Genomic DNA, 18,658 nt, shown 5'->3' with positions numbered 1-18,658 from the left:
TTTATTTATTTATTTTAACTATAAGATTAAAGAGTAACTTGCAAAACAAAGGTTGGTTTAAATATTAAAATTCTATTAAAGAAAAATAGCTTTTTTGATAGTGAAAAGGAGAAACGATCATGACAAAATCAATCTGTGTCGTTGGCTTAGGGTACATCGGTTTACCAACGGCGGTAATGTTCGCAAATCACGGCGTAAAGGTACATGGTGTTGATGTGAATCCAGCAGCTGTGAAAAGTATTCAGGATAAACAATTACATATTGAGGAGACCGGCCTACAGGAGCGCCTGAACAAAGCGGTCGATGAGGCCTTTTTAACTGCATCAACAACACCTGTCGCTTCAGATGTGTATATTGTCGCGGTACCGTCTCCGATCAATCCGGACAATACAGCGAATTTAGAATATGTTCGTCAAGCAACAGCTTCAATTCTACCTTTCGTGAAAAAGGGCGATTTAGTTATTTTAGAATCAACAGTACCACCAAAAACTGTAGAAAATGTAATGCTGCCTGAATTAGTGAAGTCTGGATTAGAAATCGGGACAGAACTATTTGTAGCCCATTCTCCAGAGCGCGTTATTCCGGGACGTATTTTTGAAGAGCTTGTAAACAATGACCGTATTATTGGCGGGATTTCACAAAAATCAGCAGAGCTTACGAAAGAACTGTACGAAACATTTGTTAAAGGTACAATCCATTTAACAGATGCGACGACAGCTGAATTAGTAAAAGTAATGGAAAACACGTACCGTGACGTGAACATTGCATTTGCGAACGAATTAGCGAAAATGGCTGAGAAATTAGATGTGAACATTTGGGAAGCAATTAAATTTGCGAACTATCACCCACGTGTAAACGTCCATTTCCCGGGACCAGGTGTAGGCGGTCACTGTATCGCGGTTGATCCTTGGTTCTTAGTTGAATTAGGCGGGGAACAAGCCCAAATCATTCATTTATCACGAAACACGAACGATTCAATGCCAAGCTTCACGGCACAAAAAACACAGGCAATTTTAAACAAAAACGGTATTGCAGGGGCCACAGTTGCTGCATTAGGTTTGGCATTTAAAGGAAATGTGGATGATATGCGTGAAAGCCCATCGACAATCGTAATAGATGAGTTGGAGAAACTAGGCTTAACTGTTGTATCACATGACCCGCACATTAAGCAAAACAAACATAAAACACAAACACAAAGCATGCAGGAAGCGTTGGAGCAAGCGGATATTTTAGTGTTCCTGACAGATCACAAAGAATTTAAAGAGCTAGATCCGTCAACATTAAAAGCGAAAAGCAAAATCGTATTCGATACGAAAAACTGCCTAAACCGCGAAGCATGGAAAAAAGCAGGCTTCGAGTTCCACTTGCTTGGAGATGCGAAGAACGAATATAAGCATGAAAGAGAGCTTAATTATAGTATCTAAAAAGTAATTGAGATGCTTGCCAATAGTATTTGAAGGATTACAACAATTAAAGCTGAATTTTATATAGAGAATGAAAAGATATTTAGTAAACCCGTAATAAAAAAATAGCCCACCTTTTCCGTACGCATAACGAATAGCCAACTATCTGAAACTTTTTCGGGTAGTTGGCTAAATTGCACATGTAACCTGAATATGTTCACCCCAGGGAAATAATTATGAAAAATTCAGGCTGTTGATGACTCGGTAAATACGGTTGCTCTGTCATCACCTTCACCAGGTAGTGTGAAAAAATTAATTCCGATGATCCGGCCTTTTCTTGCAAACTTAAACATATATTATTTGCTTTCGCACTATTTACTTCCACTCCTTTTTAGCACCCTTGCCATGTTGCCTTTGTAATGTTTTTACAATAAACTTCTCTGCAGTAAATAAAGCTTGTACTTTAGAAGACAAGATACCGGTTGCACCATTTATTATTTGATCTTCAAATTCAATAGTATAATCTGCAGAATATTGTTGATCGGTAAACTTTTTTAATGTGATGGAGATCATTAAATCTTCGTAATTAAAAACTTCAACACTATAGACTTCGGCTTCAAATGTACCTAATTCATAAATAATCGATTTTTCTAATCCAATCAAGTAAATCCCTCCATTCGTTGTATTATATAAGATTATATGTGAAAGTTTTAGATAATCCTATCATCCATTTTTGATAATTTAGTAGTCAAAAATGCTTTTTCAAGCTTTTTGAAGGGGAATATTATTAATAGATATGATCTAATATTTAACCCCGCTCTCACCATCCCCCACAACAACTTCCCCAATATAATAAGGAAATTCCTTAACTCGCTCCTTCAACATAAACAGGTAGATTTCCTCATTTGTTTCGTTATGTAGGATACTCGTGTATTTATGCTGATTGTAAATACTATGCCATTTTGTTGGTTTGGAGCCGTAAATAGTGGCGTGCAACATTTGAGCATCGTATGGTGTTCTTGCAAAATATAGGGCGTACTTAGTATCTGAAATGCTTGTTGCATATAGTTTAATCCGGTTAATGCCGAGAACATCGCGTTTATTCATTGCTTTGATTTCAACGATTTCTTCATCAGTAAACGGTACATCGTAAATACTCTTTGGATCATCCTCCTTTTGTAAATAGCCTTTCTTTAAAGCAAGGTATATCCAGTAAGCACCAAAGTTCTCTTCGTGTTTTATCATATCTAATAAAAGTTTATAGACGGTTACTTTAGGCATTAACTTCGCTCCTTGTCCAAATATGACCTGTTTTCTTGTTATAGATGGCTTTTGCTAATCCAGTCGGACCATTGCGGTTTTTCGCAACGATGAATTCCAGTAGATCAGGGGCATTGGTCTTTTCTGTTTCATAATACGAGTTTCGATACAGTAAAATAATTACGTCCGCATCTTGTTCGATAGATCCGGAATCACGTAAGTCACTCATTAATGGTCTCTTATTGCTACGCGCCTCAACATTGCGGTTAAGCTGTGATAGGCAAATAACCGGACAGTTAAACTCCTTTGCCATTTGCTTTAAAGCGCGGCTAATTTTGCCCATCGCCATAGCCGAATGCTCGTAGTCACCATCAGTCTGAATAATTTGTAAGTAATCAATTAATATTACGGGTGTCTTGTTTTGATTTTGCCGAATAATACGGCGTGCCTGGCTACGAATTTGGGGCATTGTTAAACTACTTCGATCATCAATATGGATGCTCGACTTATTGACATCATCTAGAACGTGCATCCACTTATTTTTTTGGTCCTCCGAGAAATATTGTTTCGGGTTGCGCATCTTTAATCGGGAATAGTGGCCTGTCGTCGCAATAAACCTATCCAGTAAAATGGTTTTACTCATTTCCAATGAAAAGATAATTGGTAAATGTCCTTGCCAGCCAGCTTGTAGGGCGAAATTGTTCATGACATCGGTTTTTCCCATCGAAGGTCGGGCAGCTATAATCGTCAATTCGCCTGGTCGGAACCCATCGATTATTGAAGCGAGATCATGAATGTGGGGGACAATAAGCCCTGGTGTGTTCACTTCCTCCCAAGGACGGTTATGCATTGCGACTAAATTTTGTGTGATGGATGTATCAATATGATTGCCTTCAAGCTGTGTATGATCAAGCCGCTCGATAATTTGAGGAATCGCCCAATCTCCTTCAGCCGCTTGAAATAATATTTGGGCTTTTTGCCGCTCACGCCAAATCTCTCGTAACAGTTGAGCATAATCATCAAATTTCTCCGCATTGGCAAACATCATGAGCTCCGTAATATAGGACAGGCCGATCGTTTCCATCTGTTCAAATCGTGCGCTAAGAGTTAAGTAATCGACAGGATGTCCTTCTGTTACGAGCTGCTGCATCAGCATAAAAAGTTGTCGATGGTGTTGCCCATAAAACATTTCCGGCTTCAGCTGACTATCCATAATCAAATAGTTTTCTTCGAGCATCGTTGCTAAAATACTCTGCTCCAAAAACTCCTTTTTAATCAATAGCATTCACCTTCATCAAAATCGAGTACGACTGGCTCAAAATCGATATTTTTATCCTGCAGTCTTGTAAGTGCATCGTTTAAATAGCTTTCGAAATTCCCAGGTCGGAATAATGTGATCGGTCTTAAATATTTGTTCATCTGCAAGTCGTTTTTCCAGTTTCTTACCTGTTCATCAATGACTAAGTAGCAATCTTCAACAGTATAGCCTTCCTTTAAAATGGCCTTGATAAGTCGGATATTTGTTTTTGAATGTTCATTAAACTGCTTTTCGGCTTTTTTATTTAAGTAGTTGATGATGTTAGCAATCTCATCACTTTGGTCAGTATTTGCTTTTGTCATTTTCACTTCTGGTAGGTTTGATTCTTCATGGAACAGCTCCTCCTGTGCATAAATTTTCTTCTGTAGCAGCTCATCAATTTTTTCATAGTCAATTCGGTACCATTTCGAGCGGTCTGTATTGAAACTGTTTAATTTATTTGATGACACGATAATTTGGTAGTGCTCCAATTTTGTTATGATCCTTTTAATTTTCCTAATGTTCCAATGGAAGCATTGCTTAGCCCATCCTTGATAAGTTTGCCGATACCACATATGTCCCTCTTTCTCCATACCTTGCGTTTCTAATCGATAATACAGGTGCTGAAGGAATAGCGCCTCCTCAACACCGATGCGTGCCGCTAGATCCTGTGATAAAAATAGCTGTCTACCACTCACTAATAATTTCATGTTCCAACCTCCCATTTTTGGATACTCCGTTGTTTTATATATGGCTTCCAAAAACAAAAAAAGGGACAAACTAAATGAAAATAGTTTTTAGGGAGAACAGTATATTAAAAGCCACAAAGAAAAAATTCACCCCGTTGCGTTTTAACGCAACAATATATATTTTTTAAATTATTTAAAAGATATAAAATCTTTTAGAGGGGACTTATCTGGGCTCATGTGGAAGGGAATTAAGTGGCTCGTTCCAGAGGGAACTGAAGCAGGTCGATGGAGGGTAACTTTTTGACCGTGGAAATAAGGGGAGAATTGGGTCATAATTTGTTTGGAAAATTATAAACTTTTTATATTAATATAATAATTATTTGTTCCTAGTGGAGAAGGTTAACTTACATAATAATTATTGAAGTCGCTCTGCTCTTCGTGCATACGCTTTTAGTCAAAATGACTCAGTGAAAATACGTCTAATCCGGATGCAAGCCGCCTAGGTTTAATCATTAGTAATGCCCAAATATACTCGAATCATAGAATTTAGCTATTCTCATATCGAGAATAGCTTTTTTATAGTTGTTAGCTTTTTGTAAAAGAGAGGTGTATATATATATTACACTTTGTATAATGACTAAAATTACATAAAGAAACAAAATATGTATATATACTCTTTGCTAGTGATATAAATCCTTAAGTATTGCTAGATTTAATGATTGATTGAAAAATTCTAAAGCTGTAGGGGCCGTTGTAACAAAGTAGTATATATCGCGGTAAATCAGTCTATTCGTAACTTTATATGGGTAATTTAGTGAATTTTCAATCAATAGAATTTGAGGAGGAATTTGAGTGAGCGCGACAATTGTATTTGTGAATGGGGAAGTCATAACAGTTGATTCAAATGACACGGTAAAACAAGCAGTCGCAATTTCGGGAAACAAAATAACAGCCGTTGGGTCTAATGCCGAAATTGAAAAATTAATTGACGCGAACACAAAGGTAATAGACTTAAACGGGAAGACATTAATGCCTGGATTCATAGATGCACATTTACATTTAGTGCTTTATGGGGCGTTTCAACTCAATATCAGTTGTAAAGATGCTGCTATCCAATCCATATCAGATATATTGACAGCAGTCTCAGAACGAGCAAAAACTACCCCTGAAGGAAAATGGATCCGTGCCTGGGGGTTTAATGAAAAATTTATAAAGGAACAACGCTATCCAACTCTACAAGAACTGGATGCTATCTCAACAAATCACCCAATTGTTATTACCCGTACTTGTGGGCACATAGGGGTAGCAAATAGTGCTGCATTAAAATTAGCAGAAATCGACGAAAATACCCCTAATCCTCAAGGTGGAATTATTGAAAAAGATTCGTTAGGGAAATTAACAGGGCGACTCATTGAAAATTCTTATATGCAGTTCAATGAAGTAGCGCGTTATTCACAAGAGGAATTGGAACAAGCGATACAAATTGCCCAACAGCATTTTATTGAAAAGGGGATAACAAGTGTTCACGAAGCTGGTACGTTTGATCAAGAAAGCTTTCGCTTAATGCAGCTTGCCTCGCATCGCGGGGATCTGAAAATTAGAGTTTACGCCATGATAGGTACCCTGAATAATTGTAAGGAATTTACGGTAAGCATGCTAAATTCAGGCGTGGTTACGGGTACCGGAAATGATTTCTTTAAAATCGGTCCAGCTAAACTATTCACAGATGGTAGTAGTACAGGCCCTACAATTGCTACGAGGGAAGGCTATACAAGTAACCCTGAAGATTACGGTATTTTGTATTATTCTGAAGAAGAATTATATGAAGTGCTCGGTGAAGCTCATAAAATGGGCTATCAACTGACCGTACATGCACAGGGCGATAAGGCCATTGAAATGTATCTTAATGTTGTTGAACGTGCATTAAATGAATCACCAAGAGACAATCACAGACATCGAATCGAACATGCGGGCATTTCGACACCCGATTTACAAGCTCGTATGAAACAACTGCAAATGATTCCAATTCCTAACCCGCCATTTCCTTATGAATTTGGAGAAAGTTATCTTCAAAACTATGGGGAACGGACAGAATTTATGTATCCGGTTAGAGACTTTATTGACCAGGATATTATGTGTGCTGCTGGCTCTGATACACCGATTACAACATGCAATCCCATGATTGGGATACACACAGCAGTCAATCGGGAAGTTAATTCTGGCATTCAGTTTGGACAAAAACAACGAATAACACTTTTAGAAGCAATTAGGCTTTACACATATAATGCAGCTTATGCAAGTTTCGATGAACACATAAAGGGGAGCTTGGAAGTAGGCAAGTTAGCGGACTTAATAGTGTTAGACCGTTCAATTCTTTCAACGAATCCTACAGATCTTAAAGATATTGGTATCGAACTAACAATGATTGATGGCGAAATCGTTTATGAGCGGTCATTATCGATCATATAGGGAGGAATTTTAATGGAAGTAACAGTATCCAGCTGCCAATTTGAATTAAAAAGAGTTTCCAACTTCGATGATTTTAAGATGCAGGTATTAGAAGTATTTGAACAAGTACCGCTTAATAGTGACTATGTTTTATTACCAGAATTATTTACATTTGGGCTGTTAACTTCTAATCCTGACTACGATTCGCTCACAGTCTATGATTATCAACAGCTCACAAACTTTACCCAACATTATATGGAGTTATTCCAACAATTAGCTCAGGAGCGGCAACAAGTTATTATTGCTGGTTCCACTTTAGAAAAGGCAGATGATGGTGTCTATAACACAACTTACATTTTTGACGGTCAAGGAAATGTAAATTTTCATCGTAAAACGCACATATTCCCTGCTGAAGCTAATTGGAACACAGTTGAAGGAGATAATCTAGACGTATTTAGTATTGGACCCATCACATTTGGAATCGCCATTTGTTATGAAATTGAGATTCCGGAAATTGCACAAATATATCAGCAAAAAGGTGCCGATATCATTTTCTGTCCTTCTTATACATTTTCAGAATATGGTTATTGGCGAGTGAGACATTGTGCACAGGCAAGAGCTATTGAAAACCAAGTTTTTGTGGTGCATAGTCCCACTGTGGGTCAGATGGAAGGAATAGTCCAAAGTGGTTATGGAAGAACCTCTATTATCTCTCCCTGTGATGTACCTTGGACAGCTAACGGCATATTAGCTGAATCGAATATAGACAGTACAGATGTCATTACATCAACTTTAAATTTACAAGTTTTGTATGAAAACCGTCTTACTGGAGCGGCCACGACAGTAAAGGATCGCAAAAGACGAAGTAGTCTCTATAATACAGCCCAAAAAGTATAATTCGAAATCGGAGGGTCCTAATGAAACATATTAAATTATTGCTTTTTATACCCTTTATTGGTATGGCATTTTTCTTACCTTTTGCAAATAGGATTGAACCTTATGTTTTTGGCTTGCCATTTATCTTGTTTTGGATTGTACTTTGGATGGTGTTATCCTCTCTTATTTTAATGATTGTCTACAGATACGATCCAGATAATCAAGAGGAGGGGACGGAATGAATATTGCATTAATTATTATTTTCTTCTTTGCAGCACTGGCTTTATTTTTAGGGATTCGTGCTACAAAAGGAAAAGACATGAATGTAAACGAATTTGCAGTGGGGAATAAGGGATTTGGTACTTTATTTATTTTCTTATTAATCGCTGGTGAAGTATATACAACTTTCACCTTTTTAGGAGGGAGTGGCTGGGCTTATTCAAAAGGGGCAGCAGCTTTTTATGTACCTGCTTATATCACTTTAGCATACGTTTTATCTTACTGGATGATTCCTAAAATATGGCGTTACTCTAAACAAAATAATATAATCTCACAGCCAAGTTATTTCTCTGCTAAATATAAAAGCCCCATTCTAGGTGTAATTGTTGCTTTGTTGGGTACCATTGCTTTAATTCCTTATATTGTTATTCAATTAAAAGGTCTAGGAATTATAGTATCAGAAGCTTCTTATGGTGGAATTAGTCCAATTACAGCGAGTGCTATTGGTGCTATTATTATTACAATTTACGTTACTATTTCTGGTATTCACGGGTCTGCTTGGACAGCAGTTATTAAAGATATCCTTATTCTATTTGTTATTCTTTTATTAGGGCTCTACATTCCCTACCATTACTTTGGGGGAATACAACCGATGTTTGAATCCGTTCAAGCGATCAAACCTGAAAGTCTAACTCTACCACTTGAGGGACTAAGTGTAGCTTGGTTTATATCAACTATCATTTTAAATGCATTTGGTTTCTATTTATTGCCACAATCATTCTCTGTTATTTTGTCTGCAGATGGTGAAAAAGGTTTAAAGAAAAATGCCATCGTTTTACCGCTTTACACATTGCTTTTATTATTTGCCTTTTTTATTGGTTTTGCAGCAATTGTCGAAGTACCAGGTTTACAAGGTGCCGATGGAGATTTATCACTTTTGCGTTTATCTTTGCAAACCTTTGATCCATGGATAATCGGTATTATAGGTGCAGCTGGGTTATTAACAGCTTTGGTACCGGCTTCCGTCATGTTGATGTCTGCTTCTGTAGGTTTAATGACAGGAATTTACCGTTTAACAAAGCCTAATGCAACGGATCGTCAACAATTGCTAGTTTCAAAGTTACTAGTATTTGTGATTATCATCATCGCATTTATTTTCACTATCTCAGGTGGTGAGGCACTAGCGATACTAAATATTATGTCCTATAGCTTGATCACACAGCTTGTTCCTGCTTTATTATTCAGCTTCACTAAATCACACTTAATGAATAAGTTTGGTGCAATGGCTGGGATTATTGTAGGTGTAACAATTGTATTATACAATGCTTTAACCGGTATTAAGTTGGTCGATTTATTCCCTAATATTCCTAGCTATTTAAACGACTTAAATACGGGCTTGATCGCTGTATTTGTAAATGTTGTGGTTGCTATCACGGTCAGCTTAGCAACAAGCAGTATAATTGCAGCTAAGAAAAAAGAATCTCTCGAAGTAGACCTAAATAATTAGAAAACTACTTCAAGGAGCTTATTTTGAAAAAAGTAGATTAGTCAAATAACACCAGTCAAATACAGACTGGTGTTATTTGTCGTTTTTCCTTAGCTCTACAAAAATATTTAGAATGAAGGAGAGGTTAGACTTTGTTAGATTTCTCTTTTTTTCAACACAGGTCTTCAAAAAATGAAGACTTATTTTGAAGAAAAACGATAATTTTTAGCGAAAAATGGGTGGAATAACCACAAAGTTTTAGAAAGCACCTGCCCATCAGCAAAAGATATGGGCTTTTTTTGTCGTTTTCTTTTCTCTCTCTGTATAAAAGAAAACTTATAATATCTGGAATATATTAAATGATTCATGACTATACTATAAAAAAGAACACATTTGAATTTTCATAAAGTTCGGCTATAACACTAAAAAACACAGTACCTACCATTTTACTACCATACCCACTCTACATTCACAGCTAAATTACACTAACTCCCTACATTCAAAACTAGTTATGTGAAAAATATGAGAAGGAGGCATGGACCTGTTATGCAAATCCCTGTACATGCAAAGCGCTATGCATTCACACAAGTCGTAAAGTTATCCCCAATTGCCGCAAGTAAATTATTATATTGGAACAGATTCAAAACCCGTTTAAACCTGGAAAACCCAAAGACCTTCAATGAAAAACTGATGTGGCTAAAACTATTTGAAGATGTTGAATTTAAAAGAAGATTTATAGATAAAGTGAAGGCGCGCGAGTATATGATCACAGTCGGCTACAACTATTTACTGCCGCCGCTGATCGGTATTTTTGATGAAATAGAAGATATTATTTTCGAACAGTTGCCGAGAAAATTTGTATTGAAATGTTCACACGGCGAGGGCATGACAATTGTTTGCGAGAACAAACGAGAAATGGATTACCGGGAAACAAGGCAGCATTTGGCGGAAATGATGGCAACGGATTATTCGCTGAAATATGCGGAGCCTCACTATTCATCAATCTTTCCTAGAATTATTATCGAACGTTTAATCGAATCATCGACTGGCGATGATGTAAAAGAGTACAACATTCATTGTTTCCATGGAGTACCGAAGATTATCGAATCCACTTTCGACCGCTTTACACCGAAAGAGCAAACATTAATGTTAACACCGGATTGGTTTAATACGAATTATTTAAAGAAAAAGCATCCGTTTGACGAAGCAAAAGCAAGGCCTGCACAGTTGGACGAACTGCTCGCTATTGCGAAAAAGCTAAGCAAGCCGTTTACGTATGTACGGATCGATTTAAAGGTAGTGGATGAGAAAGTTTACTTTAACAACTTTACGTTTACACCGGACGCTTGTTTAAATAACCAAATGCAAGAAGATGACAGTCTGAAGCTTGGGCAATGGCTTGATTTGGATATTGGGAAGTCAAGGCATCCGGTTACTGTAGCCCGTTCAAAATATTAATCACCTTAACTATTTAGGAGGATTTCCATGATACCAATTGTGTCTATTATTGTGGCAACACATAATGTTGAATATTCGATAAGAGAATGTCTGAAAAGCCTGCAGCAGCAAACATTGCAAGCGATTGAAATCCTGATTATGAACAATGGTTCTTCTAAAGGAACGGCTCTTATTTGTGAAGAATTTGTCAGTGAAGATGAGCGTTTCAGTTTATTTAACGCGCAAAACCTTACGTTAAGTGAAGCGCGCAATTACGGGATGCAGGAAGCTGCCGGAAAATATATTGCGTTCGTAGATGGGCATGATTTTGTGGAAAGTACAATGTATGAAAAGCTAGTACAGCGTGCAGAGCAGAAGCATGCGGATCTCGTACTGTGCGGGTATACGAAATACTGGCCGGAAACGGAGCGCAAAAAACAGGTGAAAGTGAATGAAGCGTTATTAACAAAACCGAACCCTGTTAACTATTACCTTACAAAGCACAATGAAGCGTATATTGTGCCTTGGAACAAACTGTTTTTACGTTCCATCATTATGGGGGAACAATTATATTTTGATAATCATCCGTTTTTTGAAGATGTCGGGTTTATCGCGCAGTACTTATCGTTTGCGAAAAAGATTGCTATTGTGAACGAAGCGCAGTATAACTTTGTACAATATGAAGACATGCTGATGAAAAACTATAGTCCGTCAATTGCCCACTCACATGCGCAAACGTATGCACAAATGAAACAGTTTTTTGATAAAAGACAATACCGTAATGTGATTGAAGGATTAAATTTACGTCTATATATTCATCGTTATCATCATGTATTGTTAACGACGTCTAACACACGACAAGTGAAATCGCTGGAACGTCAAATCATTCGTGAAAGCAAGAATTTTTCTCAACTTCCATGGAATCTTCGCATCATGAAACCGTTAGTGAAAATGAGGGTGTATCCAACATTTTTCCGGTTAGTTCATAGAGTGAAAGCTTAAACACAGGTAATGTACAGAAAAATTCGAAGCTGATAAGGGGGAGTATTTGTGATATTAGTCGTTGGTGGAGCAGGCTATGTTGGAAGCCATGTCGTAAATTTATTACTGGAAAAAGGGCCGGTCGTTGTGTATGATAATTTATCCACAGGACACCGCGGAGCCGTCGATGAGCGGGCTATTTTTATTGAAGGCGATTTATCGGACCAAAAACGGTTAACACAAATATTTACATTGTTTCCGGTTCAATCTGTACTCCATTTTGCAGCATCGGACTCAGTCAGGGAGGCAATGGGGAATCCTGAATATTACTATGAAAATAATGTCGGCGGTACATTGGCGTTACTGAAAGTCATGCGGGCATGCCGAGTGAAAAATATCGTGCTCTCTTCAGCAGTTACAGCGGAAAATAAGCTACAAGAGCAAAAGTGTATGATTGAACAGATGCTGGAAGTTTATACAAAAGCTTATGATATGAATGGAATTGTTCTTCGTTATTGTAAGAGTACCGGTGTACAAGCTTCAGTTAGTGAAAGTCCTGAAGATGAGATTTCTGAAGGAACAGGCACTCGGGGTTTTAAAAATGTGACCGATGTAGCGAATGCCCATGTTTTGGTGCTCGAAGCGCTGGAGCGGGGCGAATTGGCTTATAAAATATATGATTTATCGGCAGTTAGCTCGGAAAATTTGCAGCAGGAGTTGGACTGGCAGGCGGAACGGAATGTACATGAAATGATTGAAGATGCATGGAATTGGCATGAAAACTCAAAATGTTAGCGTCTTACTCTGTTACAATTCAATTTGTAGCAGTTTTTTTGCGTCCGGTGTGAAAACAGTGGTAAAATGATTAGATGTTGAAGAACAGAAAGAGTGGTTTTTAAAAATGAAAGTATTATTTATTGGCGATATCGTCGGTTCAATCGGTCGCGATGCGGTAGAGCAGTATTTGCCTCGATTGAAGAAAAAATATAATTTAGATGTAGTAATTGCTAACGGTGAAAACGCTGCAGCAGGGCGCGGCATTACACGTGCAATCTACAATGATTTACTGCAAATGGGTGTCGATGTCATTACAATGGGCAACCATACATGGGACAACAAAGACATTTTTGATTTTATCGATGATGCGGATTACTTAGTGCGTCCGGCAAACTTTTCAAAAGATGCGCCAGGCCGCGGAGTGACACAAGTATCGAAAAACGGTGTGACGATTTCAGTCATTAATCTGCACGGTCGCGTATTCTTGCCGCCGCATGAAGATCCGTTTGCGATGGCGGTCGAAATGGTCGAAGAAGCGAAAAAATCATCGCCAATCGTATTTGTCGATTTCCACGCTGAAGCAACAAGTGAAAAAATCGCTTTAAGCTGGCATCTGGACGGCAAAGCATCTGTCGTTGTCGGAACACATACACATGTCCAAACAGCAGATAACCGTATTTACCCAGGTGGCACAGCATACATTACTGATGTCGGTATGACAGGTCCCTATGATGAAGTGTTAGGCATGGGAAAAGACAATGTCATTTATAAATTCCTGACAAATATGCCGGCACGCTACGAAGTACCGAAAAAAGGCCGTGCTGTGTTAAGTGCATTCTTCGTAGAAATTGATGACAAAACAGGTAAAGCAATTCGCCAGGAACGTGTACTCATTAATGAGGATAACCCGTTTCAAGCGTAAGTGAATATTGACACCTATTACTTATACAAGAGGTAAGCGCCTTTTGAATCTAGTGATAGGTGTTTTTTAGTGCTTTAAATTAGGGGGGGGCAGCAGACTCAAGCCGGGCCCTTGAAAACGTCAGAAACGGATTGGAAATTACCGGTCTCTGAGGACTAAAATCAAATTTGAGGATTATATGCAAGCTGTTGAGGATTATCAAACATGAACTGAGGATTAAGCAAGGGCAAGTGAGGATAAAAAAGCTCAGATTGAGGATTACCGGGTTAGAACTGGGGATTATATTTTGTACAAGAACAAATTGACCCCAGCTTTCTTGAGATTGAGGATTACCCGTTGCGTATTGAAGATTATATTTGCATCATATTCCGCAAACCAGTAAAATCGTTTAATAATTGGAACAGATAATAGCATTTTAATATTAATTAGAATAAAATGGAAAATATGTGGAAATAGATAAATGAAGAGAAATGAAATAAAATTGGCTGCCAATAAAAGAGGTGAAAAACAAAAATGAGAAAAATACTCGCTTGGGTGATTGTTGTACTGTGGATGATGCTCATTTTTTACTTTTCACAACAACCTGTATCCGATTCGAGAGACTTAAGTTCAAACATTACAAAACAACTAATAGATATTGCAGAAAAAGTGACGCCCTTGGAAAATGTACAGGAAAGCCAGGTACATCATCTTGTCCGGAAAAATGCGCATTTTATTATTTATTTCTTCCTCGGCATTTTCGCACTGCTGGCCCTAAAATTAACGAATTTAAAGCGTTCGACTAGCGCAGTAATTGCACTGGTTGTATGTATGATTTATGCGGTGACCGATGAATATCATCAGCTGTTCGTTGGCGGCAGAGGGGCTCAGATGAAAGACATTTTTATCGATTGGGCAGGTGCTGCTACTGGGATTATTGTTGCAACGCTCCTTGGTCTATTAGGGAAAATCAGAAAACCTCGTTCTGAAAATAGAAAATCAAACACTAGTTATAAAATAAGCGAGCGTTAACTAAGAAATTAGTTATATGAAAAATGAATAGCTCCCCGATTTTATGAATATGTATAAAGGTACATGAACAATAGATTGAAGGGAGCACCTGATGAAAGAGCGATGGAAATGGGGGATTATCATCGTAATTGTATTTTGCATCGTATCGCTGATCATCTCGCTCAATATTTAAAGGGATAAAAGGCATAGCACATAAAATTTTATAAAGAGTATAGAGAGTAGAACTTTGTCGAATACAAGGTTTTACTCTCTTTTTTTAGGGAAAATGAATATTTTGGAATAATTTATGATATGATAAAATAACTATATATTTGGTTAATCATGTAAAAAGTAAGAATATAGAAGTATTATATAGTTCCTTTTTACGTATTTAAGACAAGAAAGGAGATTATGAGAGTATTTTAGAATCATAAATAAGTTTTTTATAGTGATTTAAAAGATAGGTAGTCTTTAATACCTAACATCTTAAGATGCCAAGTATTTCGGACGTAATTATTAAACATTGTATTGTCTAGTCGGGGGAGGATTTGGATTGAGTTACACTGCAAGGTACACGACATTTTCCATTTTGGATTCATTGATTGTCGTGTCGGCTATTTTCATCAGTTATTTTTTACTGCATCCGTCATTAGTAGTCTATTCGGATACAGTCATTGTTTTAAGCTCCGTTACACTGCTCGTCAGCCATCATATTACGGCGCATTTTTTTCACTTGTATAACCGGCTATGGAGTCTTGCATCGGTTAAAGAACTGCTCATCATCGGCTATGCCGTTACGACTTCTGTTATAGCAGCTAGTATCATGCAGTTTGTTATTAAGCAGGATATTTATTTTCGTGTAATGGCTGTTACTTGGCTGCTGCATATTTTACTGATCGGCGGGTCGCGTTTCTTGCTGAGGGTGGCGCATGACTGGTCAACCCACAAACCAGCTGTTGATGTCAAAAGGGTGTTGATTGTGGGTGCCGGTGAAGCGGGTACCATGCTGTTACGCAGCTTGAAGCGAAATCCATCCGAACATCGGGTAGTCGCAATTGTTGACGATGACCTGAATAAACAGCAATTAAAACTGCTGGATGTGAATGTATGCGGAACAACAAAGGATATCCCGCATCTTGTACAGACGAAGGGGATCCAGGAAATTATTTTAGCCATTCCCTCCTTAAGCAAAAAAGAAATCCGCGAAATTTATAACCGCTTAGGTGAAACGAAAGCAACGATTAAAATCATGCCAAAAATTGAAGATGTGATGACCGGAAAAGTATCGGTGAACGATATGCAGGAAATTAAAATCGAGGACCTGCTCGGACGGGAAGAAGTCCAACTTGATATGGTGGCGCTCTCTAATACTTTATCGAATAAAAAGATCCTCATTACAGGTGCGGGGGGATCAATAGGTTCGGAAATTTGCCGGCAAACCGCCCAGTTCCACCCAAAACAGATCATCATGCTTGGGCATGGAGAAAACTCGATCTATAAAATCCACCTAGAATTATCTGAAAAAACTGAATACAAGGATATTGAATTTATTCCGGTAATTGCAGATGTGCAGGACAGGGACCGGATTTTTGAAATTGTTCAGCAGTTGGAGCCGGATGTTATTTACCATGCGGCAGCACATAAGCATGTACCGATGATGGAAAGCAATCCTCGGGAAGCGGTGAAAAACAATATTTTCGGTACTAAAAATATAGCCGAGGCAGCCCATACATTTGGTGTTCCGAATTTCGTCATGATTTCAACCGATAAAGCGGTCAATCCTCCTAACGTGATGGGTGCGACAAAGCGTATCGCCGAAATTATTATTCAAAACCTCGCAACGTACAGCGGGACAAATTTTGCAGCAGTACGTTTTGGCAATGTGCTTGGATCAAGAGGCAGTGTCATTCCAAGGTTTAAAGCACAAATAGCGGCAGGTGGTCCTGTTACGGTGACGCACCCTGATATGACCCGTTATTTTATGACGATTCCGGAAGCGTCGAGACTCGTATTGCAGGCGGGAGCACTTGCTCGTGGCGGAGAAGTATTCGTCCTCGATATGGGGGAACCGATGAAAATAGTCGACCTGGCCAAAAATCTTATTCGTCTATCCGGTTTTTCGGAAGAGGAAATCGAGATTGAGTTTACCGGTATTCGTCCAGGCGAAAAAATGTTCGAGGAATTATTAAATGCAGAAGAGATTCAGGAAGAGCATATTTACCCGAAAATTCATGTCGGGAAAGCGAGCCAGATTGAGGGACAATTGCTGACTACTTTACTGAAAGACATAGATGAATGTCAGCCGTCAGAGTTAAAAGCGAAACTGATTAAAATTGCAAATGCGAACTGGAATCAAATTATCGTGAATTCACATGAGACGATTGCCTGAATTATAAATAGAAACAGTTGAGGGGGAAAACAATTGGGAGAAACAATCAGTCTACAGGAGATTATAAAAATCATTAAAAAAAGGCTCGTACTCATTATCGCTCTTACAGTAATCGGCTGTGCAGTGGCAGCTGGCATTAGTTTCTACGCGATTACCCCGATCTATGAGGCACAAACACAACTACTGGTAAATCAAAAAGGCAATGCCGATCAGGTGTACTCAATGCAAAGTACGGATACCGACTTACGGTTAATCAATACGTATCAAGTCATTATTACGAGCCCGGTTATTCTGACACCGGTACTGGAAAGCCTTGATTTGGATCTGACTACCGGGCAATTGGCGGAGAAAATTTCCGTATCCAGTAAAACGGGTTCCAAAGTGGTCAATATTCGTGTGGAGGATCCTATTCCAGGTAGGGCAGTAGACATTTCGAATACAGTAGCAGAAGTATTTAAAGAAAATATTCCAAAGTTGATGAGTATGGACAATATTTCGATTTTGTCGTCAGCGAAATTAAGTGAAAATCCGTCACCGGTAAAGCCTAATAAGCTGATGAACATTGCAATTGGCGCTGTTATTGGGGTCATGCTTGGCATAGGGCTAACATTCCTTGTTGAGTTTTTGGATATGTCGATCAAAAGCGAGCGCGATGTGGAAGATTATCTGGAATTACCGGTAATCGGAATGGTTGATTTGATAAAAGAAGAAAATCAAAAAAGGTTTTCTTTGAATCCCCGAAAAGCGAGGAGAGGTTAAATGGTGAGGCTGAGTCTGAGAAAAAAGAAAAAAGTTTTGCAAGATTCAAATGTAGCAAGGAAACTCGTCACATTTACTGAAACAAAATCCCATATTATCGAGCAGTTTCGCACAATCCGAACAAACATCAAGTTTTCCATGCCGGATGAGCAGTTAAAGACTATTTTAATTACGTCTTCTACACCGGGGGAAGGGAAATCAACGAATGCGGCGAATCTTGGTGTCGTGTTTGCACAGGAAGACAAAAAGGTGCTTATTATTGATGCGGACATGCGGAAACCGACGCTGCATCATACATTTAAAACGTTCAATAAAGTAGGCCTCTCGAATATCCTTGCAAGAAGGTCTGTGCTGCATGAGGCAATTCAGGAGACATTTATTGTAGGGCTTGACGTTATTACAAGCGGTCCGATTCCGCCGAACCCTGCTGAACTACTTTCTTCTCAAGGGTTGGAAGCTTTATTTTTGGAAGTGAAAAATCAATATGACATCATCATTATTGATTCACCGCCATTATTATCGGTAACTGACGCGCAGATTCTTGCAAATAAATGCGACGGGGCGATTATGGTTTTAAATACAGGGGTAACCGACAAACGCGCCGCGAAAAAAGCGCAAATGCTACTGTCAGCTTCACATACTAAGATATTAGGTGTCGTGTTGAACAACTTCAAAACACCGAATCATTATAATTATTATGAGGGGTACCGTTACGCTGAATAATT

General features: G+C 38.4%; 17 protein-coding genes. 13 read left to right on the top strand and 4 right to left on the bottom strand.

What is annotated here, in order from left to right; translation table 11 throughout:
- Positions 1 to 119 precede the first annotated feature (119 nt).
- On the top strand, positions 120 to 1,424 hold the full coding sequence (locus CBM15_RS00565) for a nucleotide sugar dehydrogenase (RefSeq protein ID WP_087615357.1): 1,305 nt from the start codon (positions 120 to 122) through the stop codon (positions 1,422 to 1,424).
- A 354-nt stretch (positions 1,425 to 1,778) separates the two neighbouring features.
- On the opposite strand, the gene CBM15_RS00560 is transcribed toward CBM15_RS00565, so the two are convergent.
- The 4 genes from CBM15_RS00560 to CBM15_RS00545 form a co-directional block, all read right to left on the bottom strand.
- Positions 1,779 to 2,066, bottom strand: coding sequence for a hypothetical protein (locus tag CBM15_RS00560; RefSeq protein WP_087615356.1), 288 nt, complete (start codon positions 2,064 to 2,066; stop codon positions 1,779 to 1,781).
- A 138-nt stretch (positions 2,067 to 2,204) separates the two neighbouring features.
- Positions 2,205 to 2,684, bottom strand: coding sequence for a hypothetical protein (locus CBM15_RS00555; RefSeq protein WP_087615355.1), 480 nt, complete (start codon positions 2,682 to 2,684; stop codon positions 2,205 to 2,207).
- Complete coding sequence (locus tag CBM15_RS00550) at positions 2,677 to 3,942, bottom strand: replicative DNA helicase (protein ID WP_158100182.1); 1,266 nt, start codon at positions 3,940 to 3,942, stop codon at positions 2,677 to 2,679. Before CBM15_RS00550 ends, CBM15_RS00555 begins: the two co-directional genes overlap by 8 nt.
- Positions 3,939 to 4,670 carry a conserved phage C-terminal domain-containing protein gene (locus tag CBM15_RS00545; RefSeq protein WP_158100181.1) on the bottom strand — a complete coding sequence of 244 codons (732 nt, stop codon included), beginning with the start codon at positions 4,668 to 4,670 and terminating at the stop codon, positions 3,939 to 3,941. The genes CBM15_RS00550 and CBM15_RS00545 overlap by 4 nt, the downstream gene beginning before the upstream one ends.
- 831 nt (positions 4,671 to 5,501) lie before the next feature.
- On the opposite strand from CBM15_RS00545, the gene CBM15_RS00540 reads away from it, so the two are divergent.
- From CBM15_RS00540 to CBM15_RS00485, 12 genes are all read left to right on the top strand, one after another.
- Complete coding sequence (locus tag CBM15_RS00540) at positions 5,502 to 7,118, top strand: amidohydrolase (RefSeq protein ID WP_087615352.1); 1,617 nt, start codon at positions 5,502 to 5,504, stop codon at positions 7,116 to 7,118.
- Positions 7,119 to 7,130: 12 nt separating this feature from the next.
- Positions 7,131 to 7,994, top strand: coding sequence for a nitrilase-related carbon-nitrogen hydrolase (locus CBM15_RS00535; protein WP_087615351.1), 864 nt, complete (start codon positions 7,131 to 7,133; stop codon positions 7,992 to 7,994).
- Between the two features lie 20 nt (positions 7,995 to 8,014).
- Complete coding sequence (locus CBM15_RS00530) at positions 8,015 to 8,215, top strand: DUF3311 domain-containing protein (RefSeq protein ID WP_065216372.1); 201 nt, start codon at positions 8,015 to 8,017, stop codon at positions 8,213 to 8,215.
- Positions 8,212 to 9,699, top strand: a complete 1,488-nt coding sequence (locus CBM15_RS00525; protein ID WP_087615350.1) for a sodium:solute symporter family protein — start codon at positions 8,212 to 8,214, stop codon at positions 9,697 to 9,699. The genes CBM15_RS00530 and CBM15_RS00525 overlap by 4 nt, the downstream gene beginning before the upstream one ends.
- Before the next feature lie 525 nt (positions 9,700 to 10,224).
- The gene (locus tag CBM15_RS00520) at positions 10,225 to 11,136 is read left to right on the top strand and encodes an ATP-grasp fold amidoligase family protein (protein WP_087615349.1); all 912 of its coding nucleotides are present in this window, start codon (positions 10,225 to 10,227) and stop codon (positions 11,134 to 11,136) included.
- A gap of 27 nt (positions 11,137 to 11,163) precedes the next feature.
- A complete protein-coding gene (locus tag CBM15_RS00515; protein ID WP_087615348.1) occupies positions 11,164 to 12,117 on the top strand; it encodes a glycosyltransferase family 2 protein in 954 nt (317 codons plus the stop codon).
- Positions 12,118 to 12,165: 48 nt separating this feature from the next.
- Positions 12,166 to 12,891 (top strand): NAD-dependent epimerase/dehydratase family protein, encoded by a 726-nt coding sequence (locus CBM15_RS00510; RefSeq protein ID WP_087615347.1) that lies wholly within the window; start codon positions 12,166 to 12,168, stop codon positions 12,889 to 12,891.
- A gap of 106 nt (positions 12,892 to 12,997) precedes the next feature.
- Complete coding sequence (locus CBM15_RS00505) at positions 12,998 to 13,795, top strand: TIGR00282 family metallophosphoesterase (RefSeq protein ID WP_087615346.1); 798 nt, start codon at positions 12,998 to 13,000, stop codon at positions 13,793 to 13,795.
- Positions 13,796 to 14,308: 513 nt separating this feature from the next.
- Positions 14,309 to 14,806: a VanZ family protein gene (locus CBM15_RS00500; RefSeq protein ID WP_087615345.1), complete on the top strand. Its 498-nt coding sequence runs from the start codon at positions 14,309 to 14,311 to the stop codon at positions 14,804 to 14,806.
- A 532-nt stretch (positions 14,807 to 15,338) separates the two neighbouring features.
- Positions 15,339 to 17,174: a polysaccharide biosynthesis protein gene (locus tag CBM15_RS00495; RefSeq protein ID WP_087615344.1), complete on the top strand. Its 1,836-nt coding sequence runs from the start codon at positions 15,339 to 15,341 to the stop codon at positions 17,172 to 17,174.
- Positions 17,175 to 17,207: 33 nt separating this feature from the next.
- A complete protein-coding gene (locus CBM15_RS00490) occupies positions 17,208 to 17,933 on the top strand; it encodes a YveK family protein (protein WP_087615343.1) in 726 nt (241 codons plus the stop codon).
- The gene (locus CBM15_RS00485; RefSeq protein WP_087615342.1) at positions 17,934 to 18,656 is read left to right on the top strand and encodes a CpsD/CapB family tyrosine-protein kinase; all 723 of its coding nucleotides are present in this window, start codon (positions 17,934 to 17,936) and stop codon (positions 18,654 to 18,656) included.
- Positions 18,657 to 18,658 lie beyond the last annotated feature (2 nt).

The sequence above is a fragment of the Solibacillus kalamii genome, assembly GCF_002174535.1.
Classification (GTDB): domain Bacteria; phylum Bacillota; class Bacilli; order Bacillales_A; family Planococcaceae; genus Solibacillus; species Solibacillus silvestris.
Note: the sequence above shows the minus strand (reverse complement) of the source record. Positions and strands in the feature narration are given on the sequence as shown.

Coding starts and splice junctions, on each gene's coding strand:
- CBM15_RS00520 (WP_087615349.1), top strand. CDS start 10,225: ATGCAAATCCCTGTACATGCAAAGCGCTATGCATTCACACAAGTCGTA.
- CBM15_RS00545 (WP_158100181.1), bottom strand. CDS start 4,670: ATGAAATTATTAGTGAGTGGTAGACAGCTATTTTTATCACAGGATCTA.
- CBM15_RS00535 (WP_087615351.1), top strand. CDS start 7,131: ATGGAAGTAACAGTATCCAGCTGCCAATTTGAATTAAAAAGAGTTTCC.
- CBM15_RS00515 (WP_087615348.1), top strand. CDS start 11,164: ATGATACCAATTGTGTCTATTATTGTGGCAACACATAATGTTGAATAT.
- CBM15_RS00505 (WP_087615346.1), top strand. CDS start 12,998: ATGAAAGTATTATTTATTGGCGATATCGTCGGTTCAATCGGTCGCGAT.
- CBM15_RS00530 (WP_065216372.1), top strand. CDS start 8,015: ATGAAACATATTAAATTATTGCTTTTTATACCCTTTATTGGTATGGCA.
- CBM15_RS00525 (WP_087615350.1), top strand. CDS start 8,212: ATGAATATTGCATTAATTATTATTTTCTTCTTTGCAGCACTGGCTTTA.
- CBM15_RS00485 (WP_087615342.1), top strand. CDS start 17,934: ATGGTGAGGCTGAGTCTGAGAAAAAAGAAAAAAGTTTTGCAAGATTCA.
- CBM15_RS00555 (WP_087615355.1), bottom strand. CDS start 2,684: ATGCCTAAAGTAACCGTCTATAAACTTTTATTAGATATGATAAAACAC.
- CBM15_RS00565 (WP_087615357.1), top strand. CDS start 120: ATGACAAAATCAATCTGTGTCGTTGGCTTAGGGTACATCGGTTTACCA.
- CBM15_RS00500 (WP_087615345.1), top strand. CDS start 14,309: ATGAGAAAAATACTCGCTTGGGTGATTGTTGTACTGTGGATGATGCTC.